We start from the raw sequence: 17,285 nt of genomic DNA, 5'->3' as shown, positions 1-17,285 counted from the left end.
GGGGGGGGGGGGGGGGGGCGCGGGGCCCCCCCCCGCCGCCGTGTGGGTGGCGTCCGGTCAGGCGACCGTGGACTTGCTGATCTCCCAGAACCGGAAGACGGTCGAGGAGTCCAGGGTCCATTCGAGGCCGGTGACGCCGTCGCGGGCGACCGCGTACTGCTTGCCCTGCCAGATCGGGATGATCGGCACGTCCTTGGCGACGATGTCCTGCAGCTCCCGGAACGCGGCCTTGGTGGCGGCGCGGTCCTGCTGGTCGGCCGTCTTGGGCAGCAGCCGGCCGGTGATGTCGGAGGAGCTGTAGTTGTTGGACAGCACGCTGTCCTTGCCGAAGAACGGCTGGGTGAAGTTGTCGGGGTCCGGGTAGTCCGGGACCCAGCCCTTGACGTAGACGCCGAACCGGCCGTCGCGCACGCCCTTGTCGTAGTCCTCGGTGGGCACCGAGCGCACCTTGGCGTCGAACAGGCCGCTGGCGTTGAGCTGTTGGGCGATCTCCTGGAAGGCGGGGACGGTGCCCGGCCCGAAGCGGTCGGGGGTGGCCCACAGCGTGAGCGGCACCTTGCCGTTGAAGCCCGCGGAGCGCAGCGCGGCCTTGGCCTTGTCGGGCTGCGGACGGTCACCGTAGGTGTTGAAGAAGGAGGTGTTGTGGCCGGTGATGCCGGCCGGGACGATCGAGTAGAGCGGCTCGGCGGTGCGCTGGTAGACGTCCCGGACGAGCGTGGAGCGGTCCAGGAGGTAGGCGATCGCCTTGCGGACGCCCAGCTTGCCGGCGACCGGGTCCTTGAGGTTGAAGACCAGGTGCATCACCTCGGCGCTGCCGCCCTCTATGACCTTGGTGCCGTTCTGCTGGTGCAGGGCGGCGCCGTCGAGGTGGGCGATGTCCTTCATGGACAGGCCTCGGTAGGCGAGGTCGACGTCACCGCTCTGGACGGCCTTCTTGAGCTTCTCGGGAGCGCCGAAGAACTTCACGGTCATCCCGGCGTTCTTGACCTTCGCGGGGCCCTTGTAGGAGTCGTTGACGGCGAAGACGGCCTTTTCGCGGCCGTACTCCTTGAGGGTGTAGACACCGGAGCCGGTGGCCTTGCCGTCGGTGCGGAGCCGGTCGGCGGGGTACTGGGCGTGGTCGACGATGGAGCCGGCACCCGAGGCGATCTTCATGGGGAAGGTGGCGTCGGGCGTCTTCAGGTGGAAGACCACGGTCTTGGCGTCCGGCGTCTCGATCTTCTCCAGGGCGGAGAACATCACGGCGGGGCCGTTCTTGTCCTTGATCCGCTTGGTGCGGTCGAAGGAGTACTTGACGTCCTTGGACGTCAGCGCGTCACCGTTGCTGAAGGTCAGGCCGTCCTTGAGGGTGCAGCGGTAGACCTTGCTGTCGGTGTCGGTGAAGGAGCAGCTCTTGGCCGCCTCCGGCTCGGGGGTGGTGCCGCCCTTGGGGAAGCTCAGCAGGGACTGGAAGACGTTGTTGAACAACAGCCACGAGCCGGGGTCGTAACCGGCTGCGGGGTCGGTGGCCACGACCTTGTCCGTCATTCCCATGACCACGGGCTCGCCGGTGCCGGCCGCTCCCGAGTCGTCCGTGCCGCACCCGGCGAGCGCGAGCAGAGCTGTTGCCAGCCCCGCTCCGATCGGGGCGGCCAGCCACTGGTCACGCTTCCTCACTAAAAGTCCTCACGATCTGGGTGGTGCCTGTCAGGCCGCGGCGGAGAAGGCCGCGGCGGGGGTTGTGCGGTGTGGTGCGGATCCGTCGGCTCAGTCGGCGACGCCGCGGCCGAGCTCCCAGATCTGCAGCGTCGAGGAGGAGTTGAGGGCCCACTCGATGCCGGTGATGTCATCGTGCGCGGCGACATACTGCTTGCCCTGCCAGAGCGGCAGCAGCGGTACGTCCTCGGCGATGATGTCCTGCACCTGCTTGAAGTCGGCCGCGGCGGCGTTGCGGTCGGACTGCTGGCGACTGGACGGGATCAGCTGGGACTCGACCTTGGGGTTGCGGTACGGGGAGCCGAGGAAGTTCTGCTTGCCGATGAACGGCGCGACGTAGTTGTCGGCGTCCGGGATGTCGGGGAACCAGCCCATGTTGTAGACGCTGTACTTGCCGTCCAGCGAGTCGGTGCGGAACTGCTGCCAGCTGTCGACACCCTTGATGCTGACGTCGAACAGCTTGGTGCGGTTCAGCTGGCCCTGCAGCGCCCGGACCTCCTTGACGGTGCTGGAGCCGTAGTGGCCCGTGGTGTACGTCAGGGTGAACTTCACCGGGGTGGTGATGTTGGCCTGCCGCAGGGTCTTGCGGGCGGCCGCGGCGTTGGGGTTCCCGTACTTGTTGAAGAACGAGTTGATGTGGCCGGTGAGGCCGGTGGGGACCATCGAGAAGAGCGGGTCGCCGGTGTAGGAGTAGACGTTGCGCACCAGGTCCGAGCGGTTGACGATCTGCGCCATCGCCTGCCGCACGGCCTTGTTGGAGACGACCGGGTCCTTGGTGTTGAAGGCGAGGTAGCGGATCTCCTGGCCGGGCATCTCCTGCAGCGCGATGTGCTGGTCGCGGGCCTTCTCCAGACCCCTGACCTGGTCGGGCGACAGCCCGCGGTTCATCACGTCGACGGTGCCCTTGCGCAGCGCCCGCTCCGTGGAGGCGGAGTCGGTGAAGAAGCGCATCTCGACCTTGTCGTTCTTCGGCTTCACCCCGCCCTTGTAGTCGGGGTTCCTGGTGAAGGCGGCCTTGGTGACGCGGTTGCCGCTGCGCTCGATCTTGAGGGTGTACGGGCCGGAGCCGACCACGTCGAAGCCGCTGTAGAGGCGGCCCTTGGGGTACACCTCGGGGTCGACGATGGCCGCGGCGGGCGTGGTGAGCTTCTGCGGGAAGGTGGCGTCGGGCTTGTTGAGGTGGAAGACCACCTCGGTGTCACTGGGCGTCTCGACCTTGTCGACGCCCTCGAGCAGCGACACCGGACCATTGGTGTTGTTGATGGTCTTCATGCGCTCGATGGAGAACTTGACGTCCTGCGCCGTGAGGGCATGTCCGTTCGAAAACTTCAGGCCGCTGCGCAGCGTGCAGCGGAACTGCTCGTTCTGGGTGTCGCGGAACCCGCAGGACGAAGCCGCCTCGGGCACCGGCGCGGTGCCGCTGCGCGGCAGCCGCAGCAGCGTCTGGAGGGTGCCCTGCAGCACGTTCCAGGCGTCGATGTCGTAGGCCTGGGCCGGGTCGAGGGGCGCCGGGGCCGCCTTGGTGGCCTCGATGGGCGTGGCCACGCCCACGACGATCGGATCGCCGCCTTCGCCCGCGCCGTCGGTGCTTCCGCAGGCGGCGAGAACGGGGGCAAGTAGACCGGCCAGCGCCGGCAGCACCAGGGTCTTGCGATTCATCGTGGGCAGGTTCCTTATCAGCGCAGCAGTGTTGCTCGCGACGACATTAGTAGGAACGGCCAGCCGCGCTGAGACACAAAGGAGTTGAAACGATAAGGCACCTGGATAGCGATGCAGGGTGGTCGATATTCGGACGGCGGAACGTTTCGCGCGTTGCTCCACCAATCCGGACACTTACCCCCGTAGGAACCACCGAAGAGGGCCCCTGGAGCACCTGCGGGGCCCGCTGTCGACGGTCAGGCACGTGAGAAACGTCACGCGTTCAAGGAGCCGTGGCGATGCACCCATTCGGTCAGTGTATTCGTCACGGAAAATGAGCGGACCACTGCCCTCAGTTCCGTCGGCTTTCCCGGTGACACGCTCAGTGCACGCCGCCGCGGCTTTCCGTGATGAGCGCCCGGAGAAATGGCAGATCGACTTCTTCCAGCGAGCGGACGACCGTACGGCCGACGGCCGGCGGGATCGGTGTCACCGAGGGCACCGCGACGACCGGGCAGCCGGCCGCCTCCCCGGCCGTCACACCGGTCAGGGTGTCCTCGACGACGGCGCAGCGCGCGGGGTCCGCGCCCAGCCGCGCGGCGGCCGTCAGATACGGGTCGGGGTGCGGCTTGGTGCGCGCCAGGTCGTCGCCCGCGAGCGTCAGCCGGAAGTTCTCCGCGCCGAGCGAGTGCAGCATCTGGTCGACGATGGCGCGGTGCGAGGCGGTGACCAGCGCCGTGGGCACGCCGTGGGCGACCAGCTCGGCGAGCAGCCTGCGGGCGCCCGGCATCAGCGGCACGCCCCGCTGGATCCGGGCCAGGAACGCGGCATTGAGCAGCACGCTGAGCTCGGGCAGGCTGATGTCGACGCCGGTGACCTGGATCAGGTAGTTGGCGCTGCGCGTCATCGGGCCGCCGACCACCACCTCGCGGTGGGTGTCGTCCAGGATGTGGCCCAGCTCGGCGAAGACCTGGGCCTCCGCCTCCCACCAGAACCCCTCGGTGTCGACGAGGGTGCCGTCCAGGTCCAGGAACACGGCCTGCAGGGTCGCGGCTTCGGCCGTTCGGGTGCCGACTGCGGGGATGCTGCTGGTCATCCGTCCACCTCCACTGCGACTGTCCCCGAAGGGACGAAAGGGCCGGTCGTCATCCCCGGCTGGGGGGATACGACCGGCCGCTACCGGACCGACCAGTGTACGACGGTGTGCGCCGGAATGCGTGGTGACACAGGTCAGGGCCGTCCGGAGGTACCGGGCGGCCCTGACCCGCTTACGCGGAGTTACCGTTCTCCTACTGCCTACTACCGCGCGTTGAAGTACTTGGCCTCCGGGTGGTGGATCACGATGGCGTCGGTGGACTGCTCCGGGTGGAGCTGGAACTCCTCGGACAGCTCGACGCCGATCCGCTCCGGCTGCAGGAGGTCGGCGATCTTCGCGCGGTCCTCCAGGTCGGGGCAGGCCCCGTAGCCCAGGGAGAAGCGCGCGCCTCGGTACTTGAGCGCGAACATGTCCTCGACGTCGTCGGGGTCCTCGCCGCCGAAGCCCAGTTCGGCCCGGACCCGGGCGTGCCAGTACTCGGCCAGCGCCTCGGCCAACTGGACGGACAGGCCGTGCAGTTCGAGGTAGTCGCGGTAGGAGTTGGCCTCGAACAGCTCGGCGGTGGCGCCCCCGATCTTGGAGCCGACGGTGACGACCTGCAGGCCGACGACATCGGTCTCGCCGGACTCCTCGGGCCGGAAGTAGTCCGCCAGGCACAGCCGCCGGCCGCGGCGCTGCCGCGGGAAGGTGAAGCGGGTGCGCTCGGTGCCGTCCTCGTGCAGCAGGATCAGGTCATCGCCCTTGGACACGCACGGGAAGTAGCCGTGCACGACGGCGGCTTCCAGGAGGTTCTCGGTCTGCAGCTTGTCGAGCCAGCCGCGCAGCCGGGGGCGGCCCTCGGTCTCCACCAGCTCCTCATACGTCGGACCTTCGCCGGTACGCGCCTGCTTCAGGCCCCACTGCCCCTTGAACAGCGCGCCCTCGTCCAGCCAGGAGGCGTACTCCTTGAGCTGGATGCCCTTGATGACGCGGGTGCCCCAGAACGGCGGGGTGGGCACGGGGTTGTCGACGGCGACGTCGGAGCGCACCGCGCCCTCGGGCTCCTGGACCTCCAGGACGGCGGTGTCCCGCTTGGGGACCCGGCGCTGCTTGAGCTCGGGGAGGGCGGCGCCCGGAACGCCGCGCTTGACGGCGATCAGGGCGTCCATCAGCCGCAGGCCCTCGAACGCGTCCCGGGCGTAGCGGACCTCGCCCTCGTAGATCTCGTGCAGGTCCTGCTCGACGTAGGCGCGGGTGAGGGCCGCGCCGCCCAGGATGACGGGGAAGTCGGCCGCCATCTTGCGCTGGTTGAGCTCCTCCAGGTTCTCCTTCATGATCACCGTGGACTTGACCAGGAGTCCGGACATCCCGATGACATCGGCCTTGTGCTCCTCGGCGGCCTCCAGGATGGCCGAGACCGGCTGCTTGATGCCGAGGTTGACGACGTTGTAGCCGTTGTTGGACAGGATGATGTCGACGAGGTTCTTGCCGATGTCGTGGACGTCGCCGCGGACGGTGGCCAGCACGATGGTGCCCTTGCCCTCGTCGTCGGACTTCTCCATGTGCGGCTCCAGGTGGGCCACCGCGCTCTTCATGACCTCGGCGGACTGCAGCACGAACGGCAGCTGCATCTGCCCGGAGCCGAACAGCTCGCCGACGACCTTCATGCCCTCCAGGAGGGTGTCGTTGACGATGTCGAGGGCGGGGCGGTCCTGCAGGGCCTCGTCGAGGTCGGCCTCCAGGCCGTTCTTCTCGCCGTCGATGATGCGCCGCTGGAGGCGCTCCTCCAGGGGGAGGGCGGCCAGCTCCTCGGCCTTGCCCGCCTTCAGGGACTTGGCGGTGGCCCCCTCGAACAGCTCCATCAGCTTCTGCAGCGGGTCGTAGCCCTCGCTGCGCCGGTCGTAGACCAGGTCGAGGGCTACCTTGACCTGCTCCTCCTCCAACCGGGCGATCGGCAGGATCTTCGAGGCGTGCACGATGGCCGAGTCCAGGCCGGCCTTGACGCACTCGTCGAGGAAGACGGAGTTGAGCACGATGCGGGCGGCCGGGTTGAGGCCGAAGGAGATGTTCGACAGGCCCAGGGTGGTCTGGACCTCGGGGTGGCGCTTCTTCAGCTCCCGGATGGCCTCGATGGTGTGGATGCCGTCCTTGCGGGACTCCTCCTGGCCGGTGCAGATGGTGAAGGTCAGGCAGTCGATGAGGATGTCGCACTCACGGATGCCCCAGTTGCCGGTCAGGTCGGCGATCAGCCGCTCGGCCACGGCCACCTTGTGCTCGACGGTGCGGGCCTGGCCCTCCTCGTCGATGGTCAGCGCGATCAGCGCCGCGCCGTGCTCGGCGGCCAGCGCGGTGACCTTCGCGAAGCGCGACTCGGGGCCGTCGCCGTCCTCGTAGTTGACGGAGTTGATGACCGCGCGGCCGCCGAGCTTCTCCAGGCCGGCCTGGATGACGTTCAGCTCGGTGGAGTCCAGCACGATGGGCAGGGTGGAGGCGGTGGCGAACCGCCCGGCCAGCTCCTCCATGTCGGCGACGCCGTCCCGGCCGACGTAGTCGACGCACAGGTCGAGCATGTGGGCGCCCTCGCGGATCTGGTCGCGGGCCATCTCCACACAGTCGTCCCAGCGGCCCTCCAGCATCGCCTCACGGAACTTCTTCGAGCCGTTGGCGTTGGTGCGCTCGCCGATCGCCATGTACGAGGTGTCCTGGCGGAAGGGCACGGTCTGGTAGAGGGAGGCGGCGCCCGGTTCGGGGCGCACCTGGCGGGCCGACGGGGCGACGCCGCGCACCCGCTCGACGACCTGCCGCAGATGCTCGGGCGTGGTACCGCAGCAGCCGCCGACCAGCGACAGGCCGTAGTCGGCGACGAACGTCTCCTGGGCGTCGGCCAGCTCGCCGGGCGTCAGGGGGTAGTGGGCGCCGTTCTTGCCCAGCACCGGCAGGCCCGCGTTGGGCATGCAGGAGAGCGGGATGCGGGAGTTGCGGGACAGGTAGCGCAGGTGCTCGCTCATCTCGGCCGGGCCGGTGGCGCAGTTCAGCCCGATCATGTCGATGCCCAGCGGCTCCAGCGCGGTCAGCGCGGCGCCGATCTCGGAGCCGAGGAGCATGGTGCCGGTGGTCTCGACGGTGACCGAGCAGATCACCGGGAGGTTCGTCCCGGTGACCTCCAGGGCGCGGCGGGCACCCAGGATGGCGGCCTTGGTCTGCAGCAGGTCCTGGGTGGTCTCCACCAGCAGTGCGTCCGCGCCACCGGCGATCATGCCCTCGGCGTTCTGCTGGTAGGCGTCGCGCAGCGTGACGTAGGGGGCGTGACCGAGAGTGGGCAGCTTGGTGCCGGGGCCCATGGAGCCGAGGACGTAGCGCTGCTGGCCGGTGGAGGCGGTGAACTCGTCGGCGACCTCGCGGGCGATCCGGGCGCCGGCCTCGGAGAGCTCGTAGACGCGCTCGGGGATGTCGTACTCCGCCATGGCGGCGAAGTTCGCGCCGAAGGTGTTGGTCTCCACACAGTCGACGCCGACCGCGAAGTACTCCTCGTGCACCGAGCGCACGATGTCGGGCCGGGTGACGTTGAGGATCTCGTTGCAGCCCTCCAGCTGCTGGAAGTCCTCCATGGTCGGGTCCTGCGCCTGCAGCATGGTGCCCATGGCTCCGTCGGCGACGACCACTCGCGTGGCGAGTGCCTCGCGGAGGGAATCGACGCGGGACGTGCTGATGGGCGATGGCGTGTTCGAGGCCATGGAGATGCTCCCGTGGTTGCGACGGCTGTCGGCTTTGCACCCTCCTTGAGAGGGCGCACCCGGCCAGCGTAGCTGCCGGTCCGGTACACGTGTTCCCCGTTTCACGCCGTGGACAGCACGGCACCACCCCGCTGTCGTGTACTCACCGCGATCGTTGGCAGACTCCGGTTCGCTCACAAAGACCAGCAGGTTCGCTGACGGGAGTCGGCATGGGCCGATATCGTTCAGCATTGTCGAACCGCATACTTCGGAGGTTGCCCGATGGCACGGACCATCCAGTCACTGGAGCGCGCCGCCGCGATGCTGCGGCTGCTCGCAGGGGGGGAGCGGCGGCTGGGGCTGTCCGACATCTCCTCCTCCCTGGGACTGGCCAAGGGCACCGCCCACGGGATCCTGCGCACGCTACAGCAGGAGGGCTTCGTCGAACAGGACGCCGTCTCGGGCCGCTATCAGCTGGGCGCGGAGCTGCTGCGACTGGGCAACAGCTACCTGGACGTGCACGAGCTGCGGGCCCGCGCCCTGGTGTGGACCGACGACCTGGCCCGCTCCAGTGGCGAGGCGGTCTACCTGGGCGTGCTGCACCAGCAGGGCGCGCTGATCGTGCACCACGTCTTCCGCCCGGACGACAGCCGGCAGGTGCTGGAGGTGGGGGCGATGCACCCGCTGCACAGCACGGCGCTGGGCAAGGTGCTCTCCGCCTACGACCCGGTGGCGCACAGCGAGGTGGTCGAGGCGGACCGGGAGGCGTTCACACCGCGCACGGTGACCGGGCTGGGGGACTTCGAGGGCCTGCTCGACCTGACCCGGGCGCGCGGCTGGGCCGCGGACGTGGAGGAGACCTGGGAGGGGGTGGCCTCGGCGGCCGCGCCGATCCACGACCGGCGGCGGATGCCGGTGGGCGCGGTGGGCGTCACGGGCGCGGTGGAGCGGCTGTGTCGCGACGGCGAACTGCGGCCGGAAATCGTCGCTGCTGTGAGGGATTGCGCACGCGCGGTGTCCCGTGATCTTGGCGCAGGGCGATTCTGACCGGTTTCGGCCGTTAAGTTCACCTAAGTTTTTGGCCAACGAACCCTTGACGGGGTTCTTACGGTGAACAAAACTGCCGTTCGTCGGTCGGCATTGTCGAACACCTAACGACAATATTCGCTATGGTGAGCATTGCCGCGGGACCGACCACCGCCCTCTCGGAGGGTGCGGACCACCGGAGGGACCCGGGGTTCGCCTTCCCCTGGACGAAGGACAAAGGAGTCGCGGGTGTCCAGCTCCGACATCTTCATCAGCGAGACCATCGGTACCGCTGTTCTGCTTTTGATGGGTGGCGGCGTCTGCGCCGCCGTTACGTTCAAGCGCTCCAAGGCGTTCAACGCCGGATGGGTCGCCATCACCTTCGGGTGGGGCTTCGCCGTCCTCACGGGTGCCTACATCGCCGCGAAGTCCGGCGCACACCTCAACCCCGCCGTCACCATCGGTCTCGCCATCAAGGGCGGCATCGAGTGGAGCCAGGTGCCGGTCTACCTGGCCGGCGAGCTGCTCGGCGCCATGATCGGCGCGGTGCTGGTGTGGATCGTCTACTACGGACAGTTCCGGGCGCATCTGACCGACCCCGAAGTGCTGGCGGACCACTCCAGCGAGGAGGGTCTGGTCGACCCGAAGGCCGCTCCCAAGGCGGGCCCGGTGCTCGGGATCTTCTCCACCGGCCCCGAGATCCGCAATGTCGCGCAGAACCTGGCCACCGAGATCATCGCCACCGTCGTGCTGGTGCTCTCGATCCTCACGCTCGGCCTGAGCGACAACGGCAAGGGCGTCGGCGTGATCGGCACGCTGATCGTGGCGCTGGTCGTCGTCGGCATCGGTCTGTCGCTGGGCGGTCCGACCGGATACGCCATCAACCCGGTCCGCGACCTCGGTCCGCGTATCGTGCACGCGCTTCTGCCGCTGCCGAACAAGGGCGGTTCAGACTGGGGCTACGCCTGGATTCCGGTCGTCGGCCCGCTGATCGGCGGGGCCATCGCCGGTGGCATCTACCAGCTGGCGTTCGCCTGAGCCGCCTGACCGCCCCGCCGCCCGCACAGACTTCTTGGAGCACACCATGAGCGACACCCACACCACCTCCTCCCACGGCCACGGGCCCTTCATCGCGGCCATCGACCAGGGCACCACCTCCAGCCGCTGCATCGTCTTCGACAAGGACGGCCGGATCGTCTCGGTCGACCAGAAGGAGCACGAGCAGATCTTCCCGAAGCCGGGCTGGGTCGAGCACGACGCCGCGGAGATCTGGACCAACGTCCAGCAGGTCGTCGACAGCGCCGTCGAGAAGGCGGGCATCACCGCCGCCGACGTCAAGGCCATCGGCATCACCAACCAGCGCGAGACCACCGTCCTTTGGGACAAGAACACCGGTGAGCCGGTCCACAACGCCATCGTCTGGCAGGACACCCGCACCGACGCCCTCTGCAAGGAGCTCGGCCGCAACGTCGGCCAGGACCGCTTCCGCCGGGAGACCGGTCTGCCGCTGGCGTCGTACTTCGCCGGCCCGAAGATCCGCTGGCTGCTCGACAACGTCGAGGGCCTGCGCGAGCGCGCCGAGCGCGGCGAGATCCTCTTCGGCACCATGGACTCCTGGGTCATCTGGAACCTGACCGGCGGCGTCAACGGCGGACACCACGTCACCGACGTCACCAACGCCTCGCGCACCATGCTGATGAACCTGCACACGCTGGCGTGGGACGACAAGATCCTTCAGTCGATGGACATTCCGGCCGCCGTGCTGCCGGAGATCAGGTCCTCGGCCGAGGTCTACGGCCACACCGCGGGCGGTGTGCTCGCCGGCGTCCCGGTGGCCTCCGCGCTCGGCGACCAGCAGGCCGCGCTCTTCGGCCAGACCTGTTTCGCCCAGGGCGAGGCCAAGTCCACCTACGGCACCGGCACCTTCATGCTGATGAACACCGGGCACGAGCCGGTCAACTCCTACAACGGGCTGCTGACGACCGTCGGTTACCGCATCGGCGACGAGCAGCCGGTCTACGCCCTGGAAGGCTCCATCGCCGTCACCGGCTCGCTGGTGCAGTGGATGCGCGACCAGATGGGGCTCATCAACAGCGCGGCCGAGATCGAGACCCTCGCCAGCACGGTCGAGGACAACGGCGGCGCCTACTTCGTCCCGGCCTTCTCCGGCCTGTTCGCCCCCTACTGGCGCTCGGACGCGCGCGGTGTCATCGCGGGTCTGACCCGCTACGTCACCAAGGCGCACATCGCGCGTGCCGTGCTCGAGGCCACCGCCTGGCAGACCCGCGAGATCACCGACGCCATGACCAAGGACTCCGGCGTCGACCTGACCGCGCTCAAGGTCGACGGCGGTATGACCTCCAACAACCTGCTGATGCAGACGATCTCGGACTTCCTGGACGCCCCCGTGGTGCGCCCGATGGTCGCCGAGACCACCTGCCTCGGCGCTGCCTACGCGGCCGGACTGGCCGTCGGCTTCTGGTCCAGCACCGACGAGCTGCGCGCCAACTGGCGCCGGGCCGCCGAATGGACCCCCCGCATGGAAGCGGCCACCCGTGACCGCGAATACAAGAGCTGGCTCAAGGCGGTCGAGCGGACCATGGGCTGGCTCGACGACGACGAGAGCTGACGAGGAGCACATCATGAGCACCCTGCAGAGCGTCCCGGCACTTGGGACGCACCCGGCCCACGGTTCGAACGCGAGCCGCGCCGAAACCCGGGAGCAGCTGTCCAAGGCGACGTACGACCTCCTGGTGATCGGCGGCGGCATCCTGGGCATCTCCACTGCCTGGCACGCCGCACAGGCCGGGCTGCGGGTGGCCCTGGTGGACGCCGGCGACTTCGCCGGCGCCACCTCCTCCGCCTCCTCCAAGCTGCTGCACGGCGGGCTGCGCTACCTGCAGACCGGCGCGGTCAAGCTGGTGGCGGAGAACCACTTCGAGCGGCGTGCGGTGTCCCGCGAGGTCGCACCGCACCTCGCCAACCCCCTGACCTTCTACCTGCCCGTCTACAAGGGCGGTCCGCACGGCGCGGCCAAGCTCGGCGCGGGCGTCTTCGCCTACTCCGCGCTGTCCGCGTTCGGTGACGGCGTCGGCCACGTCATATCTCCGGCCAAGGCGCAGCGCGACGTTCCGGAGCTGCGTACGGAGAACCTCAAGGCCGTGGCCGTGTACGGCGACGACCAGATGAACGACTCCCGGATGGCCCTGATGACCGTCCGTGCGGCGGTCGCGGCCGGCGCCACGGTCCTCAACCACGCCGAGGTGACCGGTCTGCGCTTCACCCAGGGCCGGGTAACCGGCGCGGAGCTCAAGGACCGGCTGGACGGCCAGGAGTTCGGCGTCAACGCACGCCTGGTGCTCAACGCCACCGGCCCGTGGGTGGACCACCTGCGCAAGATGGAGGACCCCAACTCGGCCCCCTCCATCCGGCTGTCGAAGGGCGCGCACCTGGTCCTCAAGCGCACCGCGCCCTGGAAGGCGGCGCTGGCGACCCCGATCGACAAGTACCGCATCACCTTCGCCCTCCCCTGGGAGGACATGCTGCTGCTGGGCACCACGGACGAGGAGTTCGAGGGCGACCCGGCGGACGTTTCGGTAACCGAGAAGGACACCGCCCAGATCCTGGACGAGGCCGCCTTCTCCATCCGTGACCAGCAGCTGTCCCGCGACCTGATCACCTACTCCTTCGCGGGTCTGCGGGTGCTGCCCGGTGGCCCGGGCGACACCTCCAAGGCCAAGCGCGAGACGGTCGTCACCGAGGGCAGCGGCGGCATGCTGTCGGTCGCCGGCGGCAAGTGGACGACCTTCCGGCACATCGGCCGTACGGTCATGAACAAGCTCGCCGCGCTGCCCGGCCACCCCCTGGCCGACGACATGGAGCCGATCGCGCACCTGCCGAAGAAGCTCCCGCTGCCCGGTATCGCCAACCCCAACGCGGTCGCGCACCGGCTGCTCGTCGACGGCGGCACGCCGGGTCCGCGGATGGCCCCGGAGACCGCGCGGCACCTGGCCACCCACTACGGTTCGCTGTCCTTCGACATCGCCCGGCTGGCCAACGACAACCCGGCACTGGCCGAGCGCATCCACCCGGACGCGCCGGAGATCTGGGCGCAGGTCGCCTACGCCCGGGACAACGAGTGGGCCGAGACGGTCGACGACGTGCTGCGTCGCCGTACGACCCTGATGATCCGCGGACTGGACACGGAGGACGTCCGGGCCAGGGTCAAGGACATGCTGGCGGGCTGACGCCGGCAGCGGGCGGGCATCGGCGGCCGACGGGCGGCCGGTGTCCCTCCCGGGCGTCGTACGCTCCGTGACGGTGGGGCGGTCCATGGGGCCGCCCCACCGTCGTTTTCGTGTGCCGTCGCAGGTCGGGGCGGGTGCGGGGCCCCGGCGTGCGGTCACTGTCAGTGGCTGCTGCCATGATGTGCACCGGAAACATCAACGGGGGGACGGCGATGGCTCGGCGACGATGGCGACGCGTGGGGAAGTGGACGGCCTGGGCGCTCGCCGTGCTGGTCGTGCTGCCGGTGACGCTGGCGGTGACGGCGCTGCGCGCCCAGTACGCGGGGGCGGCCGCCCCCGAGACCACGACGCGGGGACGGGACGCCTTCTGGCTCGGGCACGCCTGGGTGGACGGGCGGCGGGACGCCTCCGATGTGGCCGCGCTGCGGCGGCGGATCGAGGACACCGGAATCCGTGATCTGTACGTGCACGCCGGGCCGTTGGAGCACGACGGCACCCTGCCGCCGGCCCGCAGGGCCTACCCGCGGGCGCGATGGCTGATCGCCGCGGTGCACCGCGAGCTGCCGTCGGTGCGGGTGCACGCCTGGCTGGGCGACCGGCTGGTGTACGAGAAGGGCAGGCGGGGCGGGCTGCGGCTGGCGGACGCCGCGGCCCGCGCGGCGATCGTGGCCAGCGCCCGCCAGGTGCTGTCGGACGGCTTCGCCGGGGTCCATCTGGACGTCGAGCCGCTGCACTCCGACAACCCCGACTACCTGCGGCTGCTGGACCGGCTCGGGCCCGCCGTCCACGACCGGGGCGGGATCCTTTCCGTGGCGGTCCATCAGATCGATCCGCTGCCGGGGCTGCACACGGTCACCGGAGCGGTGACCGGCCACCCCAAGTGGATATCCCAGCGGTTCTTCGGCCAGGTGGCGCGCCGCGTCGACCAGATCGCGCTGATGTCGTACGACACCGCCCTGCCGACCGAGGGTCTGTACGGCGGCTATGTGGCGCAGCAGACGCGGCTGGCGCTGGAGGCGACCGGGCCGCGCACCGACCTGCTGATGGGGCTGCCGTTCTTCCACACCGACGACATGGGCCATCACGCGTCCGCGGAGACGGTGCGGGCCGCGGTGCGGGGCATACGACTGGGGCTGAGCCGCGAGGATCCGGGCCGCCGGCGGTTCGGTACGGCGCTGTACGTCGACTTCACGGCCACGGAGGAGGACTGGGCGGCGTACGAGAGCGGCTGGGGACGGCGCGGCAGGCCATAATGGCCAGACATCGGATGTCTGAGCGAGACATCTGAGCGGGAATCTGTGGGGTCGTCCGCGCGGACGACCGTGCGGAGACGAGCGGGGAGGTCGGCATGGCGGTCACCGACGAGGCCATCGAGAAGATCAAGGGAATGATCGTCTCCGGCGCGCTGCGGCCCGGCGACCGGCTGCCGAAGGAGAGCGAGCTGGCGGCCGAGCTCGGCCTGTCCCGCAACTCGCTGCGCGAGGCGGTGCGCGCGCTCTCCCTGATCCGCATCCTGGACGTACGCCAGGGCGACGGCACCTACGTCACCAGCCTCGATCCGCAACTCCTGCTGGAGGCGATGAGTTTCGTGGTGGACTTCCACCGCGACGACACGGTGCTGGAGTTCCTCGCCGTCCGCCGGATCCTGGAGCCGGCCGCCACGGCGATGGCGGCCGGCCGGATCACGACGGAGGAACTGGACGTGCTCCAGGCCCAGTTGGACGCGCTGGGGCCGGACCCTTCGGTCGAGGACCTGGTCGCCTGCGATCTGGAGTTCCACCGCGGGATCGTCGCGGCGTCCGGCAACTCCGTGCTCTGCTCGCTGCTGGACGGGCTGTCCGGGCCCACCACCCGGGCCAGGATCTGGCGCGGGCTGACCCAGAAGGACGCGGTGGCCCGCACCCTCACCGAACACCGCGCGATCCTCGCCGCGCTGCGCGACCGGGACGCCGAGGCGGCGCGGGCCTGGGCCACGGTGCACATCGCCAGCGTGGAGCAGTGGCTGCGGGCGTCCCTGTGACGCGGGCCGGGAGCCCGGCCCGCGCGGCCCGCGTCAGACCGCGAATCCCCCGTCCACCGCGATCGAGGCACCCGTGATGTAGCGCCCGCCGTCGCCCGCCAGGTGGGCCACGGTCGCCGCGACGTCCTCGGCCCGGCCGTACGCGCCCAGCGCGGTCAGTGAGGCCTGCAGCTCCGCGCTGTCGCCGTCGGCCGGGTTCATGTCGGTGTCGATGGGACCGGGGTGGACGAGGTTGGCGGTGATGCCCCTCGGGCCGAGCTCCTTGGCCAGGGTCTTGGTCAGGCCGGTGAGCGCGGCCTTGCTGGTGGCGTAGAGGGTGCCGCCGGGGAAGGCGACCCGCTCCGCCATGCAGCTGCCGATGGAGATGATCCGGCCGCCCTCGGCCAGATGCGCGGCCGCGGCCTGCGCCGCGAGGAACGGCGCCCGGACGTTGGTGCGCAGCACCCGGTCGACGTCCTCCAGCGAGATCCCCTCGAACGGCCCGAGCACACCGACCCCCGCGTTGTTCACCAGGATGTCCAGCCGCCCGAACCGCTCGACGGCGCCGGCCACCGAGGCCCACACCTCCTCCGCCTCACCGCTGTCGGCCCGTACCGCCCAGGCCCGCCCGCCGGACCGCTCGATCTCCTTGACGACCTGCTCGGCCCGGTCCGCCCGGCTCTGGTAGGTCAGGGCCACGGCCGCTCCGTCGGCGGCCAGCCGCAGCGCGATCGCCTCGCCGATCCCCCGGCTGCCGCCGGTCACCAGCGCCACCTTGCCGCTGAGCGGCCGGCTGCCGCCCCGCGCCGCCGCGGTCATCGTCTGCGCCCGCACCTGTGCCGTCATCGTCGTCACCCGTCGCCTTCGTCTCGGTCGGTGGAGTCGCCGGCGCCCGTGGACCCGTAGGTCCTTCGCGGCGCCGCGCTCTCCGGTACGACTCGATCCTGCGGCGCGGCCGGCTCCGAAGCCGGCGGAATCCGGACGGCGACACGACGGCCCGCGGCACCCTGCGGCCGCGCCCCGGGCGAGGTACCGCCCCTCCCCCGCGGCTATGCCACCGCGACCCCGTACACCCGCCCCGCCGTCCCCCCGAAGACGGCCGAGCGCTCCGCCGCGCCGAGCCGGCAGGTGGCCGACTCCGCGAGCGCGACGACGTCCTCGTAGCCGGCGGCCAGGGTGCAGACCGGCCAGTCGGAGCCGAACATCACCCGGTCGGGGCCGAACGCCTCCAGCACATGCCGGGCGTAGGGCAGGATCTGCTGCGGTCGCCAGCCGTCCCAGTCGGCCTCGGTGACCAGCCCGGACAGTTTGCAGCTGACGTTCGGCAGCCCGGCCAGCGCGGTGATCGCGGCCGCCCACGGCTCCCACTCCCCCCGCGCCACCGCCGGTTTGGCGGCATGGTCCAGGACGAAGGACAGCTGCGGCAGCGCGCGTACGGCGGTGTGCGCGGCCGGCATCTCGCGCGGGGTGACCAGCAGGTCGTAGACGAGTCCGGCGTCGGCCAGCACGCCCAGGCCGCGCAGCACGTCGGGGCGGACGAGCCAGTCGGGGTCCGGTTCGTCCTGGACCTGGTGGCGGATGCCGACCAGACCGGCGGGCGGCGCCGCGAGGACCTCGCCGAGCGCCGGATCGGTCAGATCGGCCCAGCCGACGACGCCCGCCACCGGCCCTTGCTCCGCCCCGACGGCGAGGAGTTCGGCGGTCTCCTCGTACGAGGACGACGACTGGACCAGGATGGTGCCGCCGACGCCGTGCTCGGTCAGATGCGGGGTGAGGTCGCCCAGTGCGTAGCTGCGGCGGATCGGGTCGGCCCAGGGCCCGTCCATCCACGGCTGCGCGCGCCGGGTCAGGTCCCACAGGTGGTGATGGGCGTCGATACGCATCAGGGGCGC

At 70.2% G+C, this 17,285-nt stretch carries 12 protein-coding genes; 6 read left to right on the top strand and 6 right to left on the bottom strand.

Annotated elements, in window-relative coordinates; genetic code table 11:
• Positions 1-57 precede the first annotated feature (57 nt).
• From ACFWZH_RS31640 to metH, 4 genes are all read right to left on the bottom strand, one after another.
• Positions 58-1,656 (bottom strand): ABC transporter substrate-binding protein, encoded by a 1,599-nt coding sequence (locus tag ACFWZH_RS31640; RefSeq protein WP_384438996.1) that lies wholly within the window; start codon positions 1,654-1,656, stop codon positions 58-60.
• Between the two features lie 90 nt (positions 1,657-1,746).
• Positions 1,747-3,354, bottom strand: a complete 1,608-nt coding sequence (locus tag ACFWZH_RS31635) for an ABC transporter substrate-binding protein (protein ID WP_384438993.1) — start codon at positions 3,352-3,354, stop codon at positions 1,747-1,749.
• Between the two features lie 361 nt (positions 3,355-3,715).
• Positions 3,716-4,429 carry an HAD family hydrolase gene (locus ACFWZH_RS31630; RefSeq protein ID WP_384438989.1) on the bottom strand — a complete coding sequence of 238 codons (714 nt, stop codon included), beginning with the start codon at positions 4,427-4,429 and terminating at the stop codon, positions 3,716-3,718.
• Positions 4,430-4,632: 203 nt separating this feature from the next.
• The gene (gene metH, locus ACFWZH_RS31625) at positions 4,633-8,142 is read right to left on the bottom strand and encodes a methionine synthase (RefSeq protein WP_384438986.1); all 3,510 of its coding nucleotides are present in this window, start codon (positions 8,140-8,142) and stop codon (positions 4,633-4,635) included.
• Positions 8,143-8,403: 261 nt separating this feature from the next.
• Between metH and ACFWZH_RS31620 the strand changes: the two genes are divergently transcribed.
• From ACFWZH_RS31620 to ACFWZH_RS31595, 6 genes are all read left to right on the top strand, one after another.
• Positions 8,404-9,168 (top strand): IclR family transcriptional regulator, encoded by a 765-nt coding sequence (locus ACFWZH_RS31620; protein ID WP_384438983.1) that lies wholly within the window; start codon positions 8,404-8,406, stop codon positions 9,166-9,168.
• 228 nt (positions 9,169-9,396) lie between these two features.
• Positions 9,397-10,185 carry an MIP/aquaporin family protein gene (locus tag ACFWZH_RS31615; protein WP_384438979.1) on the top strand — a complete coding sequence of 263 codons (789 nt, stop codon included), beginning with the start codon at positions 9,397-9,399 and terminating at the stop codon, positions 10,183-10,185.
• Between the two features lie 46 nt (positions 10,186-10,231).
• Positions 10,232-11,776 carry a glycerol kinase GlpK gene (gene glpK, locus ACFWZH_RS31610; RefSeq protein WP_384438976.1) on the top strand — a complete coding sequence of 515 codons (1,545 nt, stop codon included), beginning with the start codon at positions 10,232-10,234 and terminating at the stop codon, positions 11,774-11,776.
• Positions 11,777-11,789: 13 nt separating this feature from the next.
• Complete coding sequence (locus ACFWZH_RS31605) at positions 11,790-13,394, top strand: FAD-dependent oxidoreductase (protein WP_384438973.1); 1,605 nt, start codon at positions 11,790-11,792, stop codon at positions 13,392-13,394.
• Between the two features lie 236 nt (positions 13,395-13,630).
• Positions 13,631-14,647 (top strand): hypothetical protein, encoded by a 1,017-nt coding sequence (locus ACFWZH_RS31600; protein WP_384438970.1) that lies wholly within the window; start codon positions 13,631-13,633, stop codon positions 14,645-14,647.
• Between the two features lie 95 nt (positions 14,648-14,742).
• Positions 14,743-15,414 (top strand): FadR/GntR family transcriptional regulator, encoded by a 672-nt coding sequence (locus tag ACFWZH_RS31595; RefSeq protein WP_384438967.1) that lies wholly within the window; start codon positions 14,743-14,745, stop codon positions 15,412-15,414.
• Positions 15,415-15,447: 33 nt separating this feature from the next.
• Here ACFWZH_RS31595 and ACFWZH_RS31590 read toward each other — a convergent pair whose 3' ends face one another.
• Both ACFWZH_RS31590 and ACFWZH_RS31585 read right to left on the bottom strand, forming a co-directional pair.
• Positions 15,448-16,239 (bottom strand): SDR family oxidoreductase, encoded by a 792-nt coding sequence (locus ACFWZH_RS31590; protein ID WP_384439008.1) that lies wholly within the window; start codon positions 16,237-16,239, stop codon positions 15,448-15,450.
• 203 nt (positions 16,240-16,442) lie between these two features.
• Positions 16,443-17,276: an amidohydrolase family protein gene (locus ACFWZH_RS31585; protein ID WP_384438964.1), complete on the bottom strand. Its 834-nt coding sequence runs from the start codon at positions 17,274-17,276 to the stop codon at positions 16,443-16,445.
• Positions 17,277-17,285 lie beyond the last annotated feature (9 nt).

Origin of the sequence: Streptomyces sp. NPDC059008 (genome assembly GCF_042749045.1) — a bacterium.
Taxonomy (GTDB): domain Bacteria; phylum Actinomycetota; class Actinomycetes; order Streptomycetales; family Streptomycetaceae; genus Streptomyces.
The sequence above is the reverse complement of the archived record's forward strand: the minus strand, read 5'-3'. Positions and strand labels throughout refer to the sequence as shown.

What these genes read in the sequence shown, in the direction of transcription:
- ACFWZH_RS31635 (WP_384438993.1), bottom strand. Translation starts at nt 3,354, where the DNA reads ATGAATCGCAAGACCCTGGTGCTGCCGGCGCTGGCCGGTCTACTTGCC.
- ACFWZH_RS31630 (WP_384438989.1), bottom strand. Translation starts at nt 4,429, where the DNA reads ATGACCAGCAGCATCCCCGCAGTCGGCACCCGAACGGCCGAAGCCGCG.
- metH (WP_384438986.1), bottom strand. Translation starts at nt 8,142, where the DNA reads ATGGCCTCGAACACGCCATCGCCCATCAGCACGTCCCGCGTCGATTCC.
- ACFWZH_RS31620 (WP_384438983.1), top strand. Translation starts at nt 8,404, where the DNA reads ATGGCACGGACCATCCAGTCACTGGAGCGCGCCGCCGCGATGCTGCGG.
- glpK (WP_384438976.1), top strand. Translation starts at nt 10,232, where the DNA reads ATGAGCGACACCCACACCACCTCCTCCCACGGCCACGGGCCCTTCATC.
- ACFWZH_RS31605 (WP_384438973.1), top strand. Translation starts at nt 11,790, where the DNA reads ATGAGCACCCTGCAGAGCGTCCCGGCACTTGGGACGCACCCGGCCCAC.
- ACFWZH_RS31595 (WP_384438967.1), top strand. Translation starts at nt 14,743, where the DNA reads ATGGCGGTCACCGACGAGGCCATCGAGAAGATCAAGGGAATGATCGTC.
- ACFWZH_RS31590 (WP_384439008.1), bottom strand. Translation starts at nt 16,239, where the DNA reads ATGACGGCACAGGTGCGGGCGCAGACGATGACCGCGGCGGCGCGGGGC.
- ACFWZH_RS31585 (WP_384438964.1), bottom strand. Translation starts at nt 17,276, where the DNA reads ATGCGTATCGACGCCCATCACCACCTGTGGGACCTGACCCGGCGCGCG.